This is a genomic window from Streptomyces alanosinicus, from assembly GCF_014650595.1.
Classification (GTDB): domain Bacteria; phylum Actinomycetota; class Actinomycetes; order Streptomycetales; family Streptomycetaceae; genus Streptomyces; species Streptomyces alanosinicus.
The window spans coordinates 51,492-72,598 of the sequence record NZ_BMVG01000034.1 but is presented as its reverse complement, the minus strand read 5'-3'; the positions used below and the strand labels follow the sequence as shown (position 1 = coordinate 72,598).

The following is a 21,107-nucleotide window of genomic DNA, read 5'->3' as shown; positions in this document are numbered from 1 at the left end:
GCGCACCCGCAAGGAAGGTTCGAACGTGTACTACTCCCTGGCCAGCCCGGAAGTGGCGGAACTGCTGCGGGTGGCGCGCTCGATCCTGTCCGGCGTGCTGGCGGGGCAGGCCGAACTGCTCGCCGACCTCAGAGCGGCCCAGCCGGAGGGAAAGCCGCCGTCGTAGCGACGGCCGCCTCCGCTGTTGGCAATAAGGAACCGATTCGACCCTGTTCGTGGTGCAAAGTCTACTGAAACTAGGCAAAACACAGGAAAACCCTCGTAACTCCATCCGCCGGTGGCCTGGTTGGTGACCTGGGGAAGTCCCCACCACCAGCCGGGAGAGGTTCATGGGCCTGTTGCGCAGGATTCGTACCGCCGGACGGGTCGCCGAACCCGCCCCGCCCCGCCCGGACGAGCAAGTTCCGCAAAAGGCACGGCAGTTGGCCGGCTCGGCGCAGGTGCGGTGTGTGGACGCGGGCTCCTGCAACGGCTGCGAGATCGAGATCGCCGCCGCGTTCAACCCGGTGTACGACGCCGAGCGCTACGGTGCGCGGCTGGTGGCCTCGCCCCGGCATGCGGACGTGGCGCTGGTGACCGGGCCGGTGACCCGCAACATGGCGGAGCCGCTGCGCCGGACGGTCGCCGCGATGGGGGAGCCGCGGCTGGTCGTGGCGGTCGGGGACTGCGCCATCGACTGCGGCGAGTTCGCCGGCGGGCACGGCGTCGAGGGCGCGGTCGCCGATGTCGTACCGGTGGACCTGACCGTACCGGGATGCCCGCCGGAGCCGGCGGCGATCGTGGCGGCCCTTCGGCGGGTGACGGGTCGGTGAGCGTGATTCCGGCCGCCCTCGCGTCGGCCACGGGGCTGGGCGGTGTGGGGGCGCTGGCGGGAATCGGCCTGCCGGACCGGCTGCGGGTACCGGCCGTGGGAGTCGTGACGGCCGGTGTGGGGGTGACGGGTGGCGCGGCGGGTGTGGCCGCGCTGGGCGGAAGCCGCTGGGCGGCCGACTACGCCGGCCTGGTGCCGCTGGCCGGGGCGCATCTGGCGGTGGACGCGCTGGCGGGTCTGTTCATGGCGGTGGCGGGTGCCGTCGTCACCGCGGTCGCGGTGTACGGCATCGGATACGCGGCCGGGCTCGGCGGGCACGGGCTCGGCTCGCGGACGGCGCAGGCGGTGCTGCCGTTGTTCGCGCTCAGTCTGCTCCTGGTGCCGGTGGCGGCGTCGGTGTCCACGTTCCTGCTGCTGTGGGAGCTGATGGCACTCGGCTCGCTGCCGCTGGTGCTGCCCGAGCACCGCGAGCGGTCCGCGGTACGACAGGCCGGCGTCTGGTACGCGGTGATGACGCACCTCGGGCTGATGCTGCTGCTCGCCGGGTTCGCGCTGTTCGCCGCGCGGGCGGGCGGGGAGACCTTCACCGCGCTACGAACCGGCGCCCCCGGCATGTCGCCGACCTTGCGTGCAGTGGTGTTCGTGCTGGTGGCGTCGGCGTTCCTGTCGAAGGCGGGCGCGGTGCCGCTGCACGCCTGGCTGCCGCGGGCGTACCCCGAAGCCCCCGGCCCCGTCTCGGCGCTGATGAGCGCCACCATGGTCAACCTCGGCATCTACGGCCTGGTCCGCACCGGGCTCGATCTGCTGGACGGCGGCCCGGCGTGGTGGTGGCTCGGCCTGCTGGCGGTCGGCGGTTGCAGCGCCGTGTACGGCGTCCTGCAGGCGGCGATGGCCTCCGACCTGAAGCGACTGGTGGCGTACTCCAGCAGCGAGAACATGGGCCTGGTCCTCATCGGTGTCGGCGCGTCCGGGCTGTTCGCCTCCCATGGCGACCGGCCGCTGGCCGCGCTGGCACTGGCGGCGGCGCTGCTGCACGTCGTCAACCACGCCGCGTTCAAAGCCCTGTTGTTCTGCGCGGCCGGATCCGTCCAGCGCTCCACCGGCCTGCGTGACCTGGACCGCCTCGGCGGGCTGCGCTCCCGGATGCCGCTCACCGCCGCCTTCTTCGCGCTGGCCGCGCTCGGCGCCGTGGCGCTGCCGCCGGGCAACGGCTTCATCAGCGAGTGGCTGCTGCTCCAGTCCCTCATCCACGGTCTTGCCGTGCACGGCATCGCGGTCGCCGTCGTCCTGCCCCTGTCGGTGGCGCTGATCGCGCTGTCGGCCGGCATCGCCGCAGCCGTGTTCGTGAAGGCGCTCGGCGTCGGATTCTTCGCCCGGCCACGAGATGCGCGGGCTGCCTCGGCGCGGGAGGCGCCGGCGCCGATGCTCGCCGGGATGGCGCTGCTCGCCGCGGGCCTCATGGCCCTGGCGGTGGTGCCCGGTCTGCTCGGCGGCGGTCTCGACCGGGCCGTGGGCGCGGTCGGGCTGCCCGGCAGCGGGGCCCTCACGGGCGGCGGACTGAAGGTGCGACTGGCCGACATCTCGGCCCAGTTGTCACCGCTGTGGGTGGTGGCCGCCCTCACTGTAGCGATCCTCCTCGCCGTCGCCCTGCCCCGCCTCTACGGCCGTCGCCGGCGACGCGTGAACGCCCGGCTGTGGGACTGCGGGGGCGGTGCTCCGACACCGCGCATGGCATACACGGCGACCTCGTTCGCCGAACCCCTGCAACGCGTCTTCGACGACGTCCTCGCCCCGGAGCAGGACGTGGACGTCACCCCGGTGCGGGAGTCGGCGTACCTGGTGGAGCGCGTGCGCTTCCAGCACCGGGTGCCCGACCGGATCGAACACCGGCTGTACGAGCCGGTACTGCGCGGGCTGGCCCGGGCCGGGCGGGCGGCCCGCCGGCTGGCCGGCGGCAGTGTCCATCTGTATCTCGGCTACGGCTTCGCCGGGCTGGTCGTGTTGTTGTCGGCGCTGGCGGTGGGCTGGTGATGAACGCAATCGGGTATGTGGCCGTCGCCGGCCAGGTCATGGCCGTCGTGATCGGTGCGCCGCTGCTGACCGGATGGATGCGGCAGGTGCGGGCCCGGCTGGAGGGCCGGGCCGGGCCGGGACCGCTTCAGCCGTGGCGGGACGTACGCAAACTGCTGCGCAAGGAGCCCATCACCCCGGTGGGAACGGGGCCCGCCTTCCGGGCCGCCCCCGCGCTGCTGGTCGCGACCACCGTGGTGGCCGCCGCACTGGTGCCGCTGCTGTCGACCGACACCCCGGTGAGCGCGCACGCGGACCTCATCGTGGTGGTCGCGCTGATCGCGCTCGGCACACTCGCACTCGCTCTGGCGGGCCTGGACACCGGCACGGCGTTCGGCGGGATGGGCGCCTCCCGGGAGATGACGGTCGCCTCCCTGGTGGAGCCGACCCTGCTGCTCTCGGTGTTCGCGCTGTCGATACCGGCCGGCACGACCAACATCCCCGCCATCGTCTCCAGCGCCGCCCATGCACCGGCCCGCCTCGCCTCCCCGGCCGGGCTGCTGGCCATCGCCGCTCTCGCGGTCGCGATCCTCGCGGAGACCGGCCGGATCCCGGTCGACAACCCCTCCACCCACCTCGAACTGACCATGATCCACGAAGCGATGGTGCTGGAGTACGCCGGTCCCGACCTCGCGCTGGTCGAACTCGGCGCACAGATGCGCCTCACCTTGCTGCTCGGCCTGCTGTCCTCGCTGTTCGCGCCCTGGGGCATCGCCACCAGCGCCTCCTGGGCCGCCCTCGCCGTGGCACTGGCGCTGCTCGCGGCGAAGGTCCTGCTGCTCGGCGCGGTACTGGCCGCGGCCGAGGTGTTCTGGGCCAAGGTCCGTCTCTTCCGCGTGCCCGAACTGCTCGCCGGGTCCTTCCTGCTGGCACTGCTCGCGGTGACCGCCTCGTACTTCCTGAACGGAGCGGCATGAGCGCCGGCCTGTACACCGAGCTCCTCGACCTGGCCTGCGGCACCTTCCTGTTGACGGCCGTGCTGGTGCTGTGGCTGCGCGAACTCGCCGCGATCGTACGAGTCTTCGCCCTCCAGGGCGTCGCCCTGGCCGCGATCGCCGTGCTGCTCGGCGCGCACGAGCAACGGTGGGACCTGGCCGGGGTGGGTCTGGGAGTGGGGGTGCTGAGGGCGGGTGTGCTGCCGTATCTGATGCGGCGCGCACTGGCCGGGGCGGCCGCCGACCGCGGCAGCGAAGAGGTCCGCGAGACCCAGCCGCTGGTCAATGTCGCCGCCTCGCTGCTGACCGCGGCCCTGCTGACCCTGCTCGCCTACGCGGTCGCCCGGCCCCTGACCCAGCTGAACCCGACACCGGCCACCCGTGCCCTGCCGGTCGGTCTCGCCGTCGTCCTGATCGGATTCTTCGTGCTGGTGACCCGCCGGCGGGCACTGGCCCAGGTGGTCGGCTTCCTGCTGCTGGACAACGGCATCACCGCCACCGCCTTCCTGGCGACCTCCGGAGTCCCGCTGATCGTGGAACTCGGGGTCTCCTTCGATGTGCTGCTGGCGGTGCTCGTGTTGCAGATCCTCACCACCCGGATGCGGGAGGCGTTCGGCACGACCGACATCGACGACCTGCGGGAGCTGCACGACTGATGAACACCGCTCTGCTGTTGACCACTCCCGTCGCCGCGCCGCTGGCCGTCGCCGCCGCGTATGCGCTCACCGGTGCACGAGCACCACACCCGGCCCGAACGTGCTCGCACGGCCACCCTGTGGTGGTCGCGGAGACGCCCGTCACCGTCCCGGCCGTAGAGCCGGAGCCCGAGCGGCGACCGCAGTGGTGTCCGAGTGCCTGGTGGGGACTCGTCTCGCCCGTGGCGATCCTGTTGTGCGGGAGCCTGCTGGCGGCGGGTGTCCTCGACGAGGGCCCCGCCTCGGCCTTCTCGGGGCTGCTGCGCGCCGACGCGCTGACCGCATGGATGCTCCTCGTCGTCGGTGCCGTCGCGCTCATCGCGTGCGGCTCGGCGCCCGCGTATCTGGCGGACGAAGAGGCCGCCGGGCGGGCGAGCGGTCGTGCCCGCCGCCACTACCACGTGCTCGTGCAGGCGTTCCTGGCCGCGATGTGCCTGGCCGTGATGACCGGCAACCTCGGTGTGCTGTGGGTGGCCATCGAGGCCACCACCATCGTCACCGCCTTCCTCGTCGGCCACCGACGCACCCGCACCTCGGTCGAGGCCGCCTGGAAGTACGTGGTGATCTGCTCGGCCGGCATCGCGCTCGCCTTCCTCGGCACCGTGCTGATCTACTACGCGGCCCGGCACGCCGGCATCGCCGAGGCATGGGCACTGGACTGGCCCACCCTGGCCGCCCGCGCCGACCGGCTCGACCCGGCGGTCACCCGCCTCGGCATCACCCTGGTCGTCCTCGGCTTCGGCGCCAAGGCCGGTCTGATCCCCCTGCACGCCTGGCTGCCGGACGCCCACAGCCAGGCACCCGCCGCGGTCTCCGCGCTCATGTCCGGGGTCCTGCTCTCGGTCGCCCTGACCGCGATCCTGCGCTACCGGGTCATCGCCGACGCCGCACTCGGCCCCGACTTCACCCGCACCCTGCTGGCGGGCATCGCCCTGCTCACCCTCGCCCTCGCGGCCGGCCTGCTGCTGGCCCAGCGTGACTACAAACGCATGCTGGCCTACTCCAGCATGGAGCACATGAGCCTGATCGCCCTCGGCGCAGCGATCGGCAGCCCGCTGGCCCTGTCCGCCGCACTGCTGCACATCGCAGGCCACGGGCTCGCCAAGTCGGTCGCCTTCTGCGCCTCGGGCCGCATCCTCCAGCTGACCGGTACCACCAGGATCGGCCGGGTCCGCGGGCTGCTCGCCCATGTCCCGTCCGTGGGCGGGGTGTTCGGAATCGCGGTCGTGGCGCTGGCGGCCTTCCCGCCCTTCAGCCTCTTCGCCTCCGAACTCGGCATCGCCCGCGCCGGTCTCGCCGCCGGCACCGGCCTTGCCTGGGCGACCTCCGGATCCCTGCTGCTGGCACTCATCGCCTTCGCCGCGCTCGCCACCCGCACCACCCACATGCTCCTCGGCCCCGGCCCCGTTCAGCCCGAGAGCCCCACAGAGCCGGGCATGTGGCCGCTCACGCTGGGCCTGGCAGCGTGCGCGGCCCTGGGCATCGCCACCGGCCCCCTCACCGACCTGCTGCACGCCGCCGCCCAGGCAATCGGAGGGCACTGACCCCGATGCGCACCACAGAAGCGATCAGCACCACCGAACTGCCCTGCCGTGTAAAGGAGTTGCTGACGGGCGGGCATCGCCTCGCCCTGATCGCGGCTCACCACGACGAACACGCCCTGCGCGTCGTCTATCTGTTCACGGCGGGTCCACCCGACACACGCACCGAACTGCACATCCACCTCGACCCCGACCGCCCCGAACTCCCGACCCTGGCCCCTCTCTCCTTCCCCGCCGGCCGGTTCGAACGCGAGATGCGCGATCTGTTCGGCATCGTCCCCCAAGGCCATCCGCTGCCCCACCGCCTGGTCCGGCACTTCCACTGGCCCCGCGGCTGGTACCCGATGCACCCCGACGCAGGCACCCCACCGCCCTTCGGCGAACAGGAAGGCCCCTACCCCTTCCTCGAAGTCGAAGGCCACGGCGTGTACGAGATCCCCGTCGGACCGGTCCACGCGGGGCTCATCGAACCAGGGCACTTCCGGTTCTCCGTCGTCGGCGAGACCATCCTCCGGCTCAAGGCCCGCCTCTGGTTCGTCCACAAAGGCATCGAGAAACTCTTCCAGGGCCGCACGATCGCCGCCGGCCTGCCGCTGGCCGAACGCATCAGCGGCGACACGGCCGTCGGCCACGCCCTGGCCTACTGCCTGGCCGTCGAGGAAGCCACCGGCACCGAGGTACCCGACGAGGCCCGGCGCGCCCGAGCCCTGCTGCTGGAACTGGAGCGCACGCACAACCACGTCGCCGACCTCGGCATGCTCTGCAACGACGCCGGCCACGCCATCCTCAACGCCCACGCCCAGCGCGTCCGCGAGCAACTTCTGCGCCTGAACCGGGAGATCACCGGACACCGCCTGCTGCGCGGCGGCATCGTGCCCGGCGGCGCCGCACTGCGGTCCGTGCCCGACGTACGCCGTCTGAAGGCCATCGGCGACGACATCCGCGAGATCACCGACCTGGCCCTCGGCCACTCCACCGTCCGCGACCGCTTCACCGGCACCGCGGTCCTGAAGACCGAAGCGGCTCAGGAGATCGGCTGCCTCGGCTACGTCGCCCGCGCCAGCGGCCTCACCCACGACGCCCGCGTCGCACACCCCTTCACCGACCACGGCACACAGCTCGACATCCCCGTGCACACCGGCGGCGATGTCCTGGCCCGCTTCCTCGTCCGTGCCGCGGAGATCGACACGTCCCTCACCCTGGTCGAGCACCTGTCGCTCACCCTGGTCGAGCACCTGGCCGACGGCCTCATCGCCCCGTGCGCCGCCCCGGCACGCTCTCCCGCGCCCGGCGAGCGGGGCCGCAGCGGCGTGGGGCTGGTCGAGGGCTGGCGCGGAACCATCGCCACCCGCGTCGAACTCGCCGCCGACGGGACCCTGGCCCGGGTCAAGCCGGTCGACCCGTCCTTCTTCAACTGGCCTGCCCTGCCGGTCGCGCTGGCGGACACGATCGTCCCGGACTTCCCGCTGACCAACAAGAGCTTCAACCTCTCCTACGCGGGCAACGACCTCTGATCTCGCGCGGAGCGACTGCGCACGGAACGCAATCAACAGGTGACCATGAGTGTCCCGTCGTCCGCCTTGAGTCGTCACCGTGCGCTCCCGCGGCGACAATGGGACCACCGCGCACGGTGAGGCGGTGGTGACGATGCCCGCATGGCATCTGCGTGACTACCACGACGACGATCTCGACCAGGCCATCCAGATCTGGGACCAGAGCCGCAGGGCCGACGAGAACCGGGTGTTCCCGGTTTCCGAGGTGATGGCCGCGGCCAAGGCCGGCCAGCCGGGCGTGGTCGCGGTGGTCGGCGACGAACTGGTGGGTATGGCCGTGGCTCAGGCGCAGGGAAAGCGCGGCTGGATCCTCCTGGTGGCACTCGCCTCCCGCTGGCGGGAGCGCGGCATCGGCAGCGCCCTCCTCGCCGAGCTGGAACGGCGGCTACGGTCACTGGGAGTGCGCCACATCAGCGCACTGCTGCCCGCGGGCGCCGCCGGCACGAAGGCTCTGGAGAACTCCGGATACCAGTTCCGGGACGACCTCACCTACTACGAGAAACTCGAACCACCGGGCACCGCCAACGCCGAGGTCCTCGCGGCGCTGGGCGGCCGCATGCTGCCCGAGGGCCGCTGGGACGCCATGGCCGGCATGGAGCGGGAGAAGCAGGTCATCGAACGCCGGGTCGTGCTCCCGCTGACCGAGCCGACACTGGCCGACCGGTACGGCGTCGTCCCGCCCAAGGCGGTCATCCTGTTCGGCCCTCCCGGCACCGGAAAGACCAGTTTCGCCAAGGCGGTGGCCTCACGGCTCGGCTGGCCGTTCGTGGAGCTCTTCCCCTCCCGCCTTGCGGCCGACACGAGCGAGGGGCTGGCCGCGGCGCTGCGGGAGGCCTTCGCGGATCTGGCGGAACTGGACTCGGTCGTGCTCTTCATCGACGAGGTGGAGGAGATCGCCGGCGTGCGGTCCGGGAAGGCGGTCGACCCCGGGCACGGAGTCACGAACGAGCTGCTGAAACTCATCCCCGTCTTCCGCGAGCACGACGCACGGCTGCTGGCCTGTGCCACCAACTCGGTCCGCTCACTCGACGCCGCCTTCCTGCGACCGGGCCGATTCGACTACGTCATCCCCATCGGCCCACCGGACCCCACCGCCCGTGCCGCGATCTGGGCCCGCTATCTCAGGGACTCCGCACGATCGGTGGACCTCGACCAGCTGGTCAAGGCCAGTGAACTGTTCACCCCTGCCGATATCGAATTCGCGGCCCGCAAGGGCGCCCAGGCGGCATTCGAACGCGAAGTCACCCACCGCCAGGGCCGACCGGCCACCACCGAGGACTTCCTGACGGCCATCGCCGACACCCGGCCGACACTCACCGCACGGGCGATCGAGGAGTTCACCGAGGACATCGACACGCACAGTCGGCTCTGAGGCCGATGCCGGCGCGTGCACCACTTGGTTTGGGCCGTCAGGGGGTAAAGAACCCGCGCTCACTGGTGCCTGCCGCCGAGCCGGCCCACCACGCCGAACAATGGCCCTGTTCTGCAGGCAGACACAGGCGCGTACGGCGGAGAGGGGAGCGGCCGATGGACACAGCCGGGCATGTGGACCGTAGAGCTGTGCTGGCCGGCTCACTCGCGGCCGCCACGGTCGCCCTCGCCGGGTGCTCGTCGACGAGCGCCGCCACATCGGCGCCCAGCGCCTCGCCCACAGCGCGCCCGACCACTCCCGCCACCGCGTTCGCGAGACTGATGGACGGCAATGAACGCTGGGTGAGCGGAAAGCTCCAGCACCCCGACCGGGATCCGGACCGGCGCCAGCTCGTGGCCCAGGAACAAGAGCCTTTCGGGTCGATTCTGTCGTGCATCGATTCCCGGGTGCCGCCTGAGCTCCTCTTCGACACCGGACTGGGCGACCTCTATGTCATGCGCACGGGCGGGCAGGCGGTCGGTCCGGTGGTCACCGGTTCCGTCGAGTACGGCCCCATGACGAGTGACACCCCGCTCGTCGTCGTCCTCGGACATCAACGCTGCGGCGCCGTCAAGGCGGCCTACAAGTCCCTGCATGACGGCAAACCTCTGCCCGGCAACCTGCAGGCGATCGTCAGGGCTCTGCGGCCGGCGTACGAGCAGGCGGTGAAGGAAGGCGGCACCGACCCGGTCGAGACGATGGCCCGGGCTCAGGTGAAGCTGACCGCCGGGGCACTGCGCTCCAACGACGACCTCGCCCCACTGGTGCGCAAGGGTTCCCTGGCGGTGGTCGGCGCGTACTACTCACTCGACACCGGCAAGGTGGAAATCCTCTCCGGCAAGCCCTCCTGAAAGCGGCTGCCGGAGAATTCGTCCCGGTGGAGGCACCGCTCACCAGGAGCGAAGCGCAGTCGGATCCGCTGCCTACACGCCGCCGCCCTCATTGCTGAAGGGACTGCCGGTACTGCCGTCGTACGCGGGCAGTCCGTTGACCGAGCCCGGGAGGTGTGAGCCGACCCCGGCGCCCCCGCCGAGACCGAGTTCCTGGGCTTCGCTGATCTTCCCCTGCTGTTGAGATTTCCGCGTCGCCGCCGCCGAATTGGCCGGTGGGGTCGGAGCAGCCGTCGTGTCCCAGCGGATGCCGTCGCCGTCGACGACGCGATCGTTCGACAGGGTGGGGTTGTGCGCCTGCATGTCCTGAGCGAACTGGTCGAGGGGTTCGTGCATGATGCGGTTGAAGTTCTCCTTGTCGAAGGTATCGGCGGGTGCGGTGACGTTGCTGGACGAAGGACCCGTTTCCGCGTGAGCGGCGGACGCGAACCCGAGGAGTCCGGTGAGACCGGCGGCGACGGCGGCGGTGGCGGTGGCGGAAACCCGCCGCGCTGTGAGTACGCGGGTCGCGCGGTGCTTTGGCATTGCTCTGTCCCCTTGCTGAATCGCCGGTCGGCAAGGCTGCCGGCCGGCTCGCTGAAGTGGTTCAAGAGCATGGGAAATCTCCGGTCACCAAGACGATAAAAGGAACTTTCCGGTCCTGCGGTCGATCCTGTGGAGACGCTTCCCCAAGCCTTCGGAGACCGTTCCGGACCACTACGGAGCGGCCTCCATCGAGGCTCGGGGACGAACGGGGTAATCGCCGACCGGCGACGGGCCGGGAAAGGATTTGTGCCCCGTGTGATCACCGTGGATGCTGACGCACCGGAGGTACTGAAGATGATCAGCGTTGTGTTGAAGCTGTCGGCCCGTGACTTGGTGCATGCGGACCTGGCGTCATGTGGCTGGGCGGGCTCGGATCACCACCTGGTCGGCGTCGCCCAGCAGTTGGAACGTGCCCGGACCGGTGAGGTCGACTACCTTGCGGTCTGCCCTGCGACCGACATCCCTGTGGCGAAGGGCGGTGTCGACTACCAGATCAAGGAGGGCGTCGGCACCTTGTGGCAGCTGGCAGTCCACCCCGCACTGCAATCCTGCGGGATCGGCACGTTCCTCGTCGAAGCCGCAGAACTGCGGATCAAGAACCGCGGCCTGCGTCAGGCCGAGCTGGCTGTGGAGGAAAACAACCCCCGCGCACGTGCACTGTACGAACGGCTGGGATATGTGGCGTACGACCGTCAGCCGGACTCATGGGATGAGCAAGCTCCTGACGGATCGTTGCGCCGCTACGAAACCATGTGCACGTTGATGCGGAAGGAACTCGCGTAGCGCAGGACACGTCCTGCGGGAGAGTGCCTGGCACCGGGTTCCGGACCTAGGGCCTGTCCGGCGGATCCTGTCGCGGACGCGGGGGGCGGTGCGCCCATCTGGACGCACCGACCCCCGCTCACCTGCGCCGATGAGGCACCGTCACTTTCCCGCGACCTGATCCGCCGGACAGGCCCTAGTCGGCCGAGTGGGCGGTGGGAAGCCCGGAAACCGCCGTGCCGAGGGTGCGGACTGCCACGGCGAGTTCCGTGGAGGCGTCGATGATCTGGCCGGCGGGCAGATTGAAGCCGTACCGGCCGTCGTCGCGGAGTTCCAGCCCGAAGTCGTACTTGGAGCCCAGTGTCCCCTTGGCCCAGTCGATGAGACTGCCCGCGGCCGGGTAGATGACGTTCGCCGCGTTGCCCGCCCGGAATGTCTTTCCCTTGTACTGATAGATCGCCTGGGACATCTGCCGGCCGACGCTGAGCAAGTCCTGGTAGTCGGAGTACATATGGCCCTGGCGGTCGTAGCCGTACGGGACCAAGATGTACTGGCCGTAGGAGTGGATGTCCACCACCGCTGCCGGCTTGCGGGTGCGGCTGAGGAAGTAGTCCCGCAGGCCCCTGGTCTCCGGCTCCGAGAACGCGTGCGGTCCGCGGTAGTTCTCTGTGCACGGGTCGGGACTGGTTCCCTCGCCGCCCCACTTGTAGCCCCAGTTCCTGTTGAGGTCCACACCTTGGCAGCGGGTGGACGAGCCGCTGCGTCGGTTCTTGCGCCAGCGACGGTCAAAGGTGCGGCTGTACTCGTAACCGTCGGGGTTGGCGACGGGTACGACGGTCACCGTGAGATCCTTCAACTGCGGGTAGCGGGCGCGGTTCACGACGAGCTCGTTCACCAGGTAGGTGCAGGCCGCAGGCGCGATCCACTCCCGGGCGTGCTGGCCGCACACCAGCACGATCTCCTGCTCGCGGCCCGGCGCGTCTCCGAGCGTGATCGCCTTGATCGGCCGTCCCTCGGCGCTGGTGCTGACCACGCTTTCACGTGCGGTCGTCGGATGGGCGGCGGCGGTCTGCTCCAAGAAGGCGTCGATGTCTGCCAAGGAGTGATACGAGCTCCAGGTCATCCGGAGTCCCGAGGCCCCTTTGCCGGACGCCGCCGGAGCCGGTGCCATGGCTGTGACGGCCGTCAACGCGACGGTGAGCCCTGCCAGGGCCCGCATCCTCTTGCTGGTCTTCACTTCGGCCTCTCCAGAGGTGGTTCTGTACACCAGAGATGTGGTCTACTCGACGGCCGGGTCTTCCTGAGTGTCCCGCACAGCCTTCTTCACGGCTTGTTCCACTTCGTACCGGCTGGCCTTGGTGGCTTCGGCGTGCATGGCGATGGCCCCCTGCACGGCCTCGGACGCGTCGCGCCAGTGGCGCAACTGGGCGTCGTACTCGTCACCGGTGAGACCGGCGAGTTTCGCGCGTTCTTCCTCGGCGGATCGTTCCAGCTTGATCAGTTCATCCGGGACCTCTGTCACGGACAGGAATCGTAGGCGGGAGGCATGACCGGCCCGCGACCTGACTTACCGGCCGATCGGGTGGAGCCGCAGCCCTGTTTCGGGTGGAGCCGCAGCCCCGTTGATGAGGAGGCCAGTCACGGGCGCTGAGCATCTGGATGAGTACGGTCTTCTGAACCTGGGGCGCTGATGCTCGGGATGCTGGTCACTGCGCCGGCTCGCGGTACTGGATACTCGGTCTGTCACATGATCGGCTCGCAGCTCGGCGGTCGCCGTGCCGCGTCAACCCAGAAGGCAGATCCCAGCGTGTTCCAGGAAACCCCGATCTTCAACCGCCTTGTCGCGGAGTGCGGTGATGTGCCGGCCCAGGCTCGTGGTGAAGCCGACCGCATACGCCATGAGCTGGCGCAGGTCCTGCCCTCCGCTCCCTGGCCCGCCGCCCGCCCGCTACGACAGCAGTCTCAGCTGCCCGGCGGCGATGTCTCTCCCGCTGGCCTGTGAGATTCAGAGGGCGCCAGTTGGTGTGGGTGGTGGTGTCTGTCCTGGTGTGTTGATGGCGGTTTGAGAAGGGGCGGCTCCCGCACCACCTATAAGGGGGGTTTCAGGGCGGGACCCCTTTCGAGCGGGGGCGCGGGGGCGGGAGCCTTCGCTGACGGCCTCGTAAACAGTCGAAAAGGGGAGACTCGTGAAGCCACGCAAACGACTCGCCATGCTGGCGACGACATTGGCTGCCATCCTTGCGGCGGCAGTCCCGGGCGTCGGAGCGGCCGCACCACAGACCCCCGCGGAGACGGCCCCGGCGGCCTTAGCCCTCCGCGCGGTCGGACCGTTCCAGGTCAGAAACCAGGGCACCGGCCGCTGCATGGGCTTCCCGGCCGATGACGACCGTGTGCGAGTGTGGGACTGCACCACGGACGCATACCAGCTCTGGGACCTGGTCGCCGACGGCCAGGGCCGCTACCACATGGTGAGCCGCAGGAACGGCGAGTGCCTCGCGGGCTACGCGCAGGGCCCGAGCGGCTGGGCGACCTGGCTGTCGCCCTGCGACAGGGGCTTCACCGACGTCGACCAACTCTGGTACGTCGACCCGGCGAACCAGTCCGACCCGGCACGCATCGCGAACCTCTTCGGCCGCGTCCTTGAGCCCGACCGCGGCTGGAACGGCGCGAACGAGTCCCCGGTCGTGACCAACGACGATCAGGGACTGCCCAATCAGAAGTGGACCCTCAAGTACATCTGAGTGATGCGGAGTGGGAACGGTTGCGGAGGCTTCTGCCGGTCAGGTTCTTGCTGGGGCCCATGCCCCTGCGTATGGCGACGCTGCCGCCGGGGCGGAAGCCGACGCGGCATCCCGGCTGCGTGTGCCCGTGTCCTCCTCATCCGACATCGCGATGATGACCGGGAGTTTCATGTTCTGCCCGGCGGACGCGTAGAGCCTGGTTCGACGGGTTTTGGTGGTGTGGGGCGTGCCTCAGGGGCGCGGGGCCTTCTCGCCGTGTACGGCGGCGTATTCGGCTGCGAGCCACGGGCCGAGGTCGTTGAGGAGCATCCCGAGCACCGTCGGGTCGGGTGAGGGTGTGCGGCCGATGGACGCGGCGACTCGCATCTGCTCGGCGCGCTGGGGGTAGTAGCGGCCGAAGAGTTCGGCGGACTGGTCGAGGTCGCTGGTCCAGCCGCCCCAGCGCGGCATGACCAGGGTGAATCCCGTGCGGAGGATACGACGGCCGACGAGACGGCCGAGCATCCGGCGATCGGCGTCCGTGGTGGCTTCCGCTGCTTTGGCACGCCACTGTGGAAGCACGCGGGCGAGGTCACCGTTGGTCTCGCGTGCGAGGAGGGTGGTGGGGCGGTAACGGGGCAGCTGTTCTGCGAGGTCGGGTCCCAGCAATGGGGTGCAGAGGCAGGCGATGAAGAATCCGCCGTCGTGACGTTCGAGGTCACTGAGCAGAACCCGCGTGCTGGTCAGCAGGATTCCGACGCCATCGATCTGCGCGAATGTCCGGTCGAGTGTCGTCTCGATCGTCTTGCTGTCGGCGCGGTCGGTCTCTGTGGGCTCGTCGTGGAGGGCGAGTTGGAGGTCGAGGTCGGAGACTCCGGGGGTGGCGGTGCCACGAGGAATGCTGCCGTAGAGGTAGGCGCTGTGCAGACGCGTTCCGCCGAACGTCTCGGCGATGCGAGCCCGGGCGGCATCGACCACGGGGATGAACGCTGCTGGCACTCGGTCCAGCGCGCCTTCGCGTGCGATCGTTCCGTCCTGGTCCAGCCCTCGTTCGTTCACGGGGTCACTGTGCCATGTGCTGTTGTCTTCCACCGAGTCGATTTCCAAGGCGGCGTGGCGTCCGCGAATCGCACCGCCGTGCTGCTGTCGGGCACCACAGTGGCCACGATCGCCGGCGTTCCCGGGGGAAGACCAACGTCCTGCGGAAGCCCTCCTCGGCCGACGCCTCCTCCAGCGCCGCCCGCAACGAGGTGAGCCGGGGCCTCGGAGGGAGCCAAGGGGTGGCAGCGGGCGCTGAACAGCCCGTCCGGATCGTTCTCCATCGAGGCGACCTCGACCGGCGCCCCCGGCTCGGTTCGTCGTAGAACTGCCACAGCCTCGGTGGGACCCGGCTCGCTGTGCACTGCGGCACCGGAACCCCGTCTTCACCGTGCAATTGGACACTCCACATGAAGCGTTCTCGGCCCTAGGTTGGCGGTGGAACACATGACGATGTTCCGGGCCGTTCCAGGGGTCGTTCAACGCGACGGAGACCGGGCACCGGACCGGTGGCGCATCCACGGGCTGGTTCAACTAGCCGCTGACCGACCGCCGACGTTCGATCCATCATCAGCGCGCGCTGCGCGGTCGACAGACGAAGCCGGCGCCGCCCAGGCAAGGCATCACAGGAGGAGGAGTTCATGCCCCGTCGAACGCACCAGCGCTGGCCGCAAGGCGGCCGACGAACCGCCGCAGCCGCTCTGTGCACTCTCGCGACCGTGACCACCGGGGTCCTGCTGGCCCCGAACGCCCAGGCAGCCGGCTACAACTGGTCCGACTGGTCCGGCAACTGCTATGGCTGGACAACATGGGACACCAACCATGTCACCGGACACACTTGGGACCACGCCTACGACGACTGCCGGATCAGCATCATCCAGTGGAACGCCTACGAAACACCGGGCGCCGGCTCGTCCTACACCTACGCCGACACCTACGCGCCCAACACAGGTGCGAGCACACCCACGTGGTGGCACGGGCCCACGGACACCGGTGCCCTGCTTGAGGTGCAGGTCTGCGTCCAGGACGTGACGACTGGCGCCGAGGTCCAGTGCAGTAGGAGATACGACTGAAATCCTTCGCGGTTCGCGGGCCGGGCGATGGCCGCCGACCGCACCCCCTGGGTGGACAACGACAGGAATTCTGACAGCAGGCTAGGAGACAGTAGTCATGCTCAAGTTCGCCAAGACCCGAGGCGCCGTTGCCATGGCCGTCGCCTCCCTCGCACTTGCCGGTGGCACGACCCTCGCCACCGCCGGCGCCGCCCACGCGGACGGTGACTGCGGCGCGACCTGGTACGACGTCGGTGAGCCCGGAAGCCTTTACATGCAACGGAGCGACGGTGGTTACATCTACGTCGGAGAGGTTGAGCAGCAGTACCAAAGCTGCGGTGGTGGTGTGGTCAACGCCCGCGGGCACTTCCAGTGGGCCAGCGCATTTCAGAGCGCGTACCCCGGAAAGTGGATCAATGTCTGGCAGTACTCTCCCTACTCCAACGACAGCGGTTCGGAGTGGTACCAGACCTACACGAAGGACGCCTACTCCTACCCGGTGGAGATCCATCACGCGAGCCCCGACGCTTGGCAGGCTGAGGCGACGCTCAATGGCTGCGGTTCCTACGCCAAGGGCACGTACTGGTATTACGGCACCGGCACGCCCTGGGGCAACTGGTACCCCGGCAACTGCCCGAACGTCTGAACGAAGCCTTCGGGTCACGCTCCGGACGCGCCCGAAGCCCTGGCCGCGTCCGAGATCGACGCTTCATACCGGAACCGTATGCCGGACATGATGTCCGTGTTCCGTAAGGGCGTCGGACATTCCGTTGCGAGGTCGCGGCGGCTGTGATGGAAGACATGAGATCGCGCATTCTTTCGCTCCGGCCGCCGGTGTTCAGGGGGCGGTTGCACGACGCCCGGACGGCGACCTCGATCGGGCGGTGGCTGGGCCTGGCGTTCGCCGTGTGCTTCGTCACCGGACTGATCAGCCACTTCCTGCAGCATCCGCCGGGCTGGCTGGCCAACGAGCTGCCGAGCCGCCCGGCGTGGGGCTACCGGCTCACCCAGGGCCTGCACGTCGCCTCCGGCATCGCCGCCATTCCCCTGCTGCCGGCCAAGTTGTGGGCGGTGTACCCGCGGCTGTTCGACTGGCCGCCGGTGCGCTCGGTGCTGCACGCACTGGAGCGGCTGTCGATCGGACTGCTGGTGGCGGGAGCGGCGTTCGAGCTGGTCACCGGGCTGCTGAACACCGCTCAGTGGTACCCGTGGCCGTTCTCGTTCGTGCCTGTGCACTACGCGGTTGCCTGGCTGGTGGCCGGTGCGCTGGTGCTGCACATCGCCGTCAAGGCCCCCGAGATCAAGGCACACTGGAGCCGACGGTCACCCGGAACGCTCGCCCTGTCCGCCGAGGACGCCCCCGACCGGCGCTCGCTGCTGGCCGCGGTGGCCGCGGCGGTGGGTGCGGTCACGCTGACCACGGTCGGCCAGTCCTTCACCCCGCTGAAGAAGCTCGATCTGCTCGCGCCCCGCCACCCGGACCACGGCCCGCAGGGCCTGCCGGTCAACCGCACCGCGGCTGCGGCCGGCGTCGGCCGGATACCCGATGAGTCCTACCGTCTGGTGGTGGACGGGCCGCGGCCCTACACACTGACGCTGGCAGAATTGCGCGGCCTGCCGCAGCGTGAGGTGGAACTGCCGATCGCCTGTGTGGAGGGCTGGAGCAAGTCGGCGCATTGGACCGGTGTGCGCGTGACGGACCTGCTGGAGCGGGCCGGCGCCCCGTCGCACGCGCGCGTGCGGGTGGTGTCGTTGCAACTCCGCGGCGGCTACCGGGTCTCCGAGATGAGTCACGAGCAAGCCCGCGACCCGCTCACCCTGCTCGCGCTGCGCCTCAACGGAGAGGAACTCACACCCGACCACGGTTACCCGGCCCGCCTCATCGCGCCGAACCGGCCCGGTGTGCTGCAGACCAAGTGGGTCGGCCGACTGGAGGTGCTGTCATGAAGCCCAGGCGCGCGAAGGTGAGCGTGACACGGGTGCTGGCCGGCGTGGCCGGACTGGCGCTCATGGGCGTGGGGGCGTCGTCGCTGCTGGACGTGCCCGATCTGATGGACGTCCTGGTCTGGCTCGGCGGGGCCCTGGTCCTGCACGACGCGTTCATCGCGCCGCTGGTGCTGCTCGCCGGGCTGGTCCTGGTCCGCGGCGGCGTGCGCGGGCCCGTCCGCGGGGCGCTGCTGGTGGCGGGCGCGTTGACGGCCGTGGCACTGCCGGTGCTGCTGCGCCCGGGGCCCAGGGCCAACTCCTCGGTTCTGCCGCTGGACTATCCGCGCAACTGGCTGCTCACGCTGCTGACAGTGGCCACGGTCACCGCGCTCGTGCTCGCCGCGAAGGGATTCAGCCGGCATCGGCGCCGTCCGCCGTCCTGAGTCCGCCGACCGACCGCACCGCCTCGTCGGCCTCGGTGTGCCGTGCGGGCGGGCGGCGCGGGCGGCACGAGCGTCGGACGGGTGGGATCAGGTCCAGCAGCACCACGGCAGGCGGTTCGGCGGCAGCGGCCGCGGACGTCAGCGGTCCGTAAGATCACCGAATCCCTTATGCCTGTTTTGCGTCCGTAGGGTGGGTGAGGTGATCGAGACACCCTCCCCTTCGTCCGCTCCCGTTGACGTGGTGCTGCCCTGCCCCGACGAGGCCGAGGTCAATCCGTGGGTGCTGGGCCGCATACCCTCGGTCCGGCGCGCGATCGTCGTCGACACCCGCTCCACGGGCAACTCGGCGGACATAGCCCGCGCTGTCGGGGCACATGTGGCGCGTGAGCCGCGCCGAGACTTCGGTGCCCGGCCCCCGCACGCAAGGTCGGCCGACCGGGAGCCAGCGCGGCTGATCCGGCGATGTGGCGGACTACGCCTGCACGACCTCGGCCCGATGCGGGCCGCTCGCCGTGAGGTACTCCAGGCCCCTGCCCCGCATCGTGAGGCCCTCCGGGCCCTTGCCCCGCATATCGGAGGGATCGACCAGCCATGACGCGTGCCGTCACCCAACGCCGGGCGCACCCCGGGCGGGCCGAGCCCCGGTCCGGGCACCCCGCCGTGCTCGTGAGCCACGCCACCGGTCGTGGGCGGGCGCGTATCGCCATCACCGCCGTACTCCTCGCCGCGCTCGCGGCCGTCGTCGCCGACACCGTCCGGGCCGGCGACAATCAGAGCAACCCTGGCCACGTCCTTGCCGGGTATGCCGTTGCCTGGGCACTGTTCGGCGCCGCCGTATGGGCCGTGCGCAAGGTCCCGGCGCGCGCGGCGAGCGTCCTGGTCCTGACGGGTGCGGTCGCCGTCGCCGTCGCGGCCCTCGCCGCCCCGCCCCGTACCAGCGACGACATGTTCCGCTACGCCTGGGACGGCCGCGTCCAGGCCGCCGGCATCTCGCCCTACGCCCACCCACCCGCCGCACCGCGGCTTTCCGGCCTGCGCGACAACTGGCTCTTCCCCACCCATGGTTCCTGTACAGGCTGGGGCCTGCACCGCACCGACACCGGGCTGTGCGTGCGGATCAACCGCCCCACCGTCCCCACCATCTACCCACCCGTGGCCGAGGGCTGGTTCCTCGCCGTCCACGCCCTCTCCCCGCCCGGCAGCCGCCACAAGCCGATCCAGATCGGCGGCGCCGTCCTGGCGTTCGGCACCACCCTTGCCCTGCTCACGGTGGTGCGCCGGCGTGGCGATCCGCAGCGGGCCCCGGCCCGGGCCGCGCTGTGGGCCTGGTGCCCTGCTGTCGCCTTCGAGGCGGTCAACAACGCCCACATCGACACGCTCGGTGTCCTGCTCACCGTGCTCGCCCTGGGTACCGCCGCAGGTACCCGACGCGGCGCACTCCTCGGCGCCGCGATCGCGGTGAAGGTTCTGCCCGTCCTCGCTCTGCCCGGCGCGCTGTCGGGGCAGCGCAGCCCGGCTCGGGTCCTCCGCGTGGCATCGGCAGCGGTCGGCGCAGTCGCACTCGCCTACCTGCCCTACGTCCTCGCCTCCGGCACCGGCGTCCTCGGCTACCTGCCCGGCTACCTCCAGGAGGAGGGCTACGAACCGGGCGACGTACAACGCTTCGCCCTGCTGCGCCTTCTGCTGCCGGACGCCGCCGCGGGCGTGGCCGCGGTCGTGCTGCTCGCCCTGACCGCGATCTATGTGTGGCTGCGGGGGGATCCCGCTCGCCCCTGGCGCGGCGCCCTGCTGCTCACGGGCACGGCCCTGCTCCTGATCTCACCCAACTACCCCTGGTACTCCCTGCTCGTGGTCGCCCTCGTCGCCCTCGACGGCCGCTGGGAGTGGCTGACCGTCACCCTGGCCGGAACCGTCCTCTACCTCGCCGGCCGTCTGCTCCCCGGCTTCCCCCTCCAGGCATGGGCGTACGGCGCAGCAGCCGCGGTCATCACACTCGCCGCGTGCCTGCGCACCACTCCGGCGCAACGATTGCTGCACCGACACCACCGCTCGGCGCCGGCTGCCGCCTGACCCGAGCACGGCGCCGTAGGCGAGGCGGACGACGAGGCCCACGACCGCGAAGTGGGAGGCGACCAGGGACGCGACGGCCGGCAGGAATCCCGCGGCGACCATGAGACCGGTGAAGATGACGCCGTGCCAGATCGAGCCCCCGCGCCACTATGGTGGGCCGATGGCATCGATCAAGCAGTTCCAAGTCACCTTCGACTGCGCGGAACCTGAGCGCGTCGCTCGTTTTTGGTGCGAGGTGTTGGGGTACGTCGCACCGCCGCCGCCGGAGGGGTTTGCCACCTGGGACGATTTCAATTGCTCGCTGCCACCTGAGGATCAGGACGCATGGTTCGCATGCAGTGATCCCTCAGGTGTGGGCCCGCGACTTTACTTCCAGCGCGTTCCCGAAGGGAAGGTCGTCAAGAATCGGCTGCATCTTGATGTGCGGGTCGGCACCGGGCTCGTGGGTGAACAGCGCCTCGCCGTACTCGAGGCCGAATGCGCGCGACTCATTGCGCTCGGCGCGGTACGCGTGCGACTGCTGCCTGCCGATGGTGACAACGAGTCATGCCTCGTGATGCAGGACATCGAGGGCAACGAGTTCTGTCTCGACTGAGGGGCCGCGAACGCGCCCTCGTTCTGTCCCTGTGGGCCAAGACGAGGAACCGCCCCCGACCCGTCAGAGC

General features: G+C 70.2%; 22 protein-coding genes and 1 pseudogene. 19 read left to right on the top strand and 4 right to left on the bottom strand.

Annotated features, from left to right (window positions below; all coding sequences use genetic code 11):
- From IE277_RS37500 to IE277_RS37460, 9 genes and pseudogenes are all read left to right on the top strand, one after another.
- A pseudogene (locus IE277_RS37500) lies at positions 1 to 166 on the top strand (transcriptional regulator); the annotation flags it as partial.
- A 163-nt stretch (positions 167 to 329) separates the two neighbouring features.
- A complete protein-coding gene (locus IE277_RS37495) occupies positions 330 to 812 on the top strand; it encodes an NADH-quinone oxidoreductase subunit B family protein (protein ID WP_189958204.1) in 483 nt (160 codons plus the stop codon).
- Positions 809 to 2,842, top strand: coding sequence for a proton-conducting transporter transmembrane domain-containing protein (locus IE277_RS37490; RefSeq protein ID WP_189958203.1), 2,034 nt, complete (start codon positions 809 to 811; stop codon positions 2,840 to 2,842). Before IE277_RS37495 ends, IE277_RS37490 begins: the two co-directional genes overlap by 4 nt.
- Complete coding sequence (locus tag IE277_RS37485; protein ID WP_189958202.1) at positions 2,842 to 3,798, top strand: respiratory chain complex I subunit 1 family protein; 957 nt, start codon at positions 2,842 to 2,844, stop codon at positions 3,796 to 3,798. The genes IE277_RS37490 and IE277_RS37485 overlap by 1 nt, the downstream gene beginning before the upstream one ends.
- Positions 3,795 to 4,472, top strand: coding sequence for a hypothetical protein (locus IE277_RS37480; RefSeq protein ID WP_189958201.1), 678 nt, complete (start codon positions 3,795 to 3,797; stop codon positions 4,470 to 4,472). Before IE277_RS37485 ends, IE277_RS37480 begins: the two co-directional genes overlap by 4 nt.
- A complete protein-coding gene (locus IE277_RS49005) occupies positions 4,472 to 6,055 on the top strand; it encodes a proton-conducting transporter transmembrane domain-containing protein (protein ID WP_268252696.1) in 1,584 nt (527 codons plus the stop codon). Before IE277_RS37480 ends, IE277_RS49005 begins: the two co-directional genes overlap by 1 nt.
- Positions 6,056 to 6,060: 5 nt before the next feature.
- Positions 6,061 to 7,566, top strand: coding sequence for a hydrogenase large subunit (locus IE277_RS37470; protein WP_189958200.1), 1,506 nt, complete (start codon positions 6,061 to 6,063; stop codon positions 7,564 to 7,566).
- 133 nt (positions 7,567 to 7,699) lie between these two features.
- The gene (locus tag IE277_RS37465) at positions 7,700 to 8,977 is read left to right on the top strand and encodes an ATP-binding protein (protein ID WP_189958213.1); all 1,278 of its coding nucleotides are present in this window, start codon (positions 7,700 to 7,702) and stop codon (positions 8,975 to 8,977) included.
- A gap of 173 nt (positions 8,978 to 9,150) precedes the next feature.
- On the top strand, positions 9,151 to 9,867 hold the full coding sequence (locus IE277_RS37460; protein WP_229882243.1) for a carbonic anhydrase: 717 nt from the start codon (positions 9,151 to 9,153) through the stop codon (positions 9,865 to 9,867).
- 72 nt (positions 9,868 to 9,939) lie between these two features.
- On the opposite strand, the gene IE277_RS37455 is transcribed toward IE277_RS37460, so the two are convergent.
- Positions 9,940 to 10,431, bottom strand: coding sequence for a hypothetical protein (locus IE277_RS37455; protein WP_189958198.1), 492 nt, complete (start codon positions 10,429 to 10,431; stop codon positions 9,940 to 9,942).
- Positions 10,432 to 10,725: 294 nt separating this feature from the next.
- Between IE277_RS37455 and IE277_RS37450 the strand changes: the two genes are divergently transcribed.
- On the top strand, positions 10,726 to 11,214 hold the full coding sequence (locus IE277_RS37450) for a GNAT family N-acetyltransferase (RefSeq protein ID WP_189958212.1): 489 nt from the start codon (positions 10,726 to 10,728) through the stop codon (positions 11,212 to 11,214).
- A gap of 175 nt (positions 11,215 to 11,389) precedes the next feature.
- Here IE277_RS37450 and IE277_RS37445 read toward each other — a convergent pair whose 3' ends face one another.
- Positions 11,390 to 12,292 carry a M14 family metallopeptidase gene (locus IE277_RS37445; protein WP_189958197.1) on the bottom strand — a complete coding sequence of 301 codons (903 nt, stop codon included), beginning with the start codon at positions 12,290 to 12,292 and terminating at the stop codon, positions 11,390 to 11,392.
- Positions 12,293 to 12,472: 180 nt separating this feature from the next.
- Positions 12,473 to 12,715, bottom strand: coding sequence for a hypothetical protein (locus tag IE277_RS37440; RefSeq protein ID WP_229882242.1), 243 nt, complete (start codon positions 12,713 to 12,715; stop codon positions 12,473 to 12,475).
- Between the two features lie 225 nt (positions 12,716 to 12,940).
- On the opposite strand from IE277_RS37440, the gene IE277_RS37435 reads away from it, so the two are divergent.
- Together IE277_RS37435 and IE277_RS37430 are read left to right on the top strand one after the other, a co-directional pair.
- Entirely contained in the window at positions 12,941 to 13,195 is a 255-nt protein-coding gene (locus IE277_RS37435; protein ID WP_373310970.1) for a hypothetical protein, read from the top strand.
- A gap of 184 nt (positions 13,196 to 13,379) precedes the next feature.
- Positions 13,380 to 13,934 carry an RICIN domain-containing protein gene (locus IE277_RS37430; protein ID WP_189958196.1) on the top strand — a complete coding sequence of 185 codons (555 nt, stop codon included), beginning with the start codon at positions 13,380 to 13,382 and terminating at the stop codon, positions 13,932 to 13,934.
- Positions 13,935 to 14,165: 231 nt separating this feature from the next.
- Here the strand turns inward: IE277_RS37430 and IE277_RS37425 are convergent, their stop codons facing one another.
- Positions 14,166 to 14,972 (bottom strand): nucleotidyltransferase domain-containing protein, encoded by an 807-nt coding sequence (locus IE277_RS37425; RefSeq protein WP_189958195.1) that lies wholly within the window; start codon positions 14,970 to 14,972, stop codon positions 14,166 to 14,168.
- A 698-nt stretch (positions 14,973 to 15,670) separates the two neighbouring features.
- Here IE277_RS37425 and IE277_RS37420 point away from each other — a divergent pair.
- From IE277_RS37420 to IE277_RS37390, 7 genes are all read left to right on the top strand, one after another.
- The gene (locus IE277_RS37420) at positions 15,671 to 16,024 is read left to right on the top strand and encodes a hypothetical protein (RefSeq protein ID WP_189958194.1); all 354 of its coding nucleotides are present in this window, start codon (positions 15,671 to 15,673) and stop codon (positions 16,022 to 16,024) included.
- A gap of 97 nt (positions 16,025 to 16,121) precedes the next feature.
- The gene (locus tag IE277_RS37415; protein ID WP_189958193.1) at positions 16,122 to 16,649 is read left to right on the top strand and encodes a hypothetical protein; all 528 of its coding nucleotides are present in this window, start codon (positions 16,122 to 16,124) and stop codon (positions 16,647 to 16,649) included.
- A 155-nt stretch (positions 16,650 to 16,804) separates the two neighbouring features.
- Positions 16,805 to 17,950 carry a molybdopterin-dependent oxidoreductase gene (locus IE277_RS37410; protein WP_373310969.1) on the top strand — a complete coding sequence of 382 codons (1,146 nt, stop codon included), beginning with the start codon at positions 16,805 to 16,807 and terminating at the stop codon, positions 17,948 to 17,950.
- Positions 17,947 to 18,372, top strand: coding sequence for a hypothetical protein (locus IE277_RS37405; protein ID WP_229882241.1), 426 nt, complete (start codon positions 17,947 to 17,949; stop codon positions 18,370 to 18,372). The genes IE277_RS37410 and IE277_RS37405 overlap by 4 nt, the downstream gene beginning before the upstream one ends.
- 199 nt (positions 18,373 to 18,571) lie before the next feature.
- The gene (locus IE277_RS37400; RefSeq protein ID WP_189958191.1) at positions 18,572 to 18,967 is read left to right on the top strand and encodes a glycosyltransferase family protein; all 396 of its coding nucleotides are present in this window, start codon (positions 18,572 to 18,574) and stop codon (positions 18,965 to 18,967) included.
- A complete protein-coding gene (locus IE277_RS37395) occupies positions 18,964 to 20,442 on the top strand; it encodes a glycosyltransferase 87 family protein (protein ID WP_189958190.1) in 1,479 nt (492 codons plus the stop codon). Before IE277_RS37400 ends, IE277_RS37395 begins: the two co-directional genes overlap by 4 nt.
- 160 nt (positions 20,443 to 20,602) lie before the next feature.
- Complete coding sequence (locus IE277_RS37390; RefSeq protein WP_189958189.1) at positions 20,603 to 21,037, top strand: VOC family protein; 435 nt, start codon at positions 20,603 to 20,605, stop codon at positions 21,035 to 21,037.
- Positions 21,038 to 21,107 lie beyond the last annotated feature (70 nt).

Excerpts from the sequence above, each read along its gene's own strand:
- IE277_RS37495 (WP_189958204.1), top strand. The coding sequence starts at position 330 with ATGGGCCTGTTGCGCAGGATTCGTACCGCCGGACGGGTCGCCGAACCC.
- IE277_RS49005 (WP_268252696.1), top strand. The coding sequence starts at position 4,472 with ATGAACACCGCTCTGCTGTTGACCACTCCCGTCGCCGCGCCGCTGGCC.
- IE277_RS37455 (WP_189958198.1), bottom strand. The coding sequence starts at position 10,431 with ATGCCAAAGCACCGCGCGACCCGCGTACTCACAGCGCGGCGGGTTTCC.
- IE277_RS37415 (WP_189958193.1), top strand. The coding sequence starts at position 16,122 with ATGCTCAAGTTCGCCAAGACCCGAGGCGCCGTTGCCATGGCCGTCGCC.
- IE277_RS37450 (WP_189958212.1), top strand. The coding sequence starts at position 10,726 with ATGATCAGCGTTGTGTTGAAGCTGTCGGCCCGTGACTTGGTGCATGCG.
- IE277_RS37465 (WP_189958213.1), top strand. The coding sequence starts at position 7,700 with ATGCCCGCATGGCATCTGCGTGACTACCACGACGACGATCTCGACCAG.
- IE277_RS37470 (WP_189958200.1), top strand. The coding sequence starts at position 6,061 with ATGCGCACCACAGAAGCGATCAGCACCACCGAACTGCCCTGCCGTGTA.
- IE277_RS37395 (WP_189958190.1), top strand. The coding sequence starts at position 18,964 with ATGACGCGTGCCGTCACCCAACGCCGGGCGCACCCCGGGCGGGCCGAG.
- IE277_RS37480 (WP_189958201.1), top strand. The coding sequence starts at position 3,795 with ATGAGCGCCGGCCTGTACACCGAGCTCCTCGACCTGGCCTGCGGCACC.
- IE277_RS37405 (WP_229882241.1), top strand. The coding sequence starts at position 17,947 with ATGAAGCCCAGGCGCGCGAAGGTGAGCGTGACACGGGTGCTGGCCGGC.
- IE277_RS37485 (WP_189958202.1), top strand. The coding sequence starts at position 2,842 with ATGAACGCAATCGGGTATGTGGCCGTCGCCGGCCAGGTCATGGCCGTC.
- IE277_RS37390 (WP_189958189.1), top strand. The coding sequence starts at position 20,603 with ATGGCATCGATCAAGCAGTTCCAAGTCACCTTCGACTGCGCGGAACCT.
- IE277_RS37410 (WP_373310969.1), top strand. The coding sequence starts at position 16,805 with ATGAGATCGCGCATTCTTTCGCTCCGGCCGCCGGTGTTCAGGGGGCGG.
- IE277_RS37435 (WP_373310970.1), top strand. The coding sequence starts at position 12,941 with ATGATCGGCTCGCAGCTCGGCGGTCGCCGTGCCGCGTCAACCCAGAAG.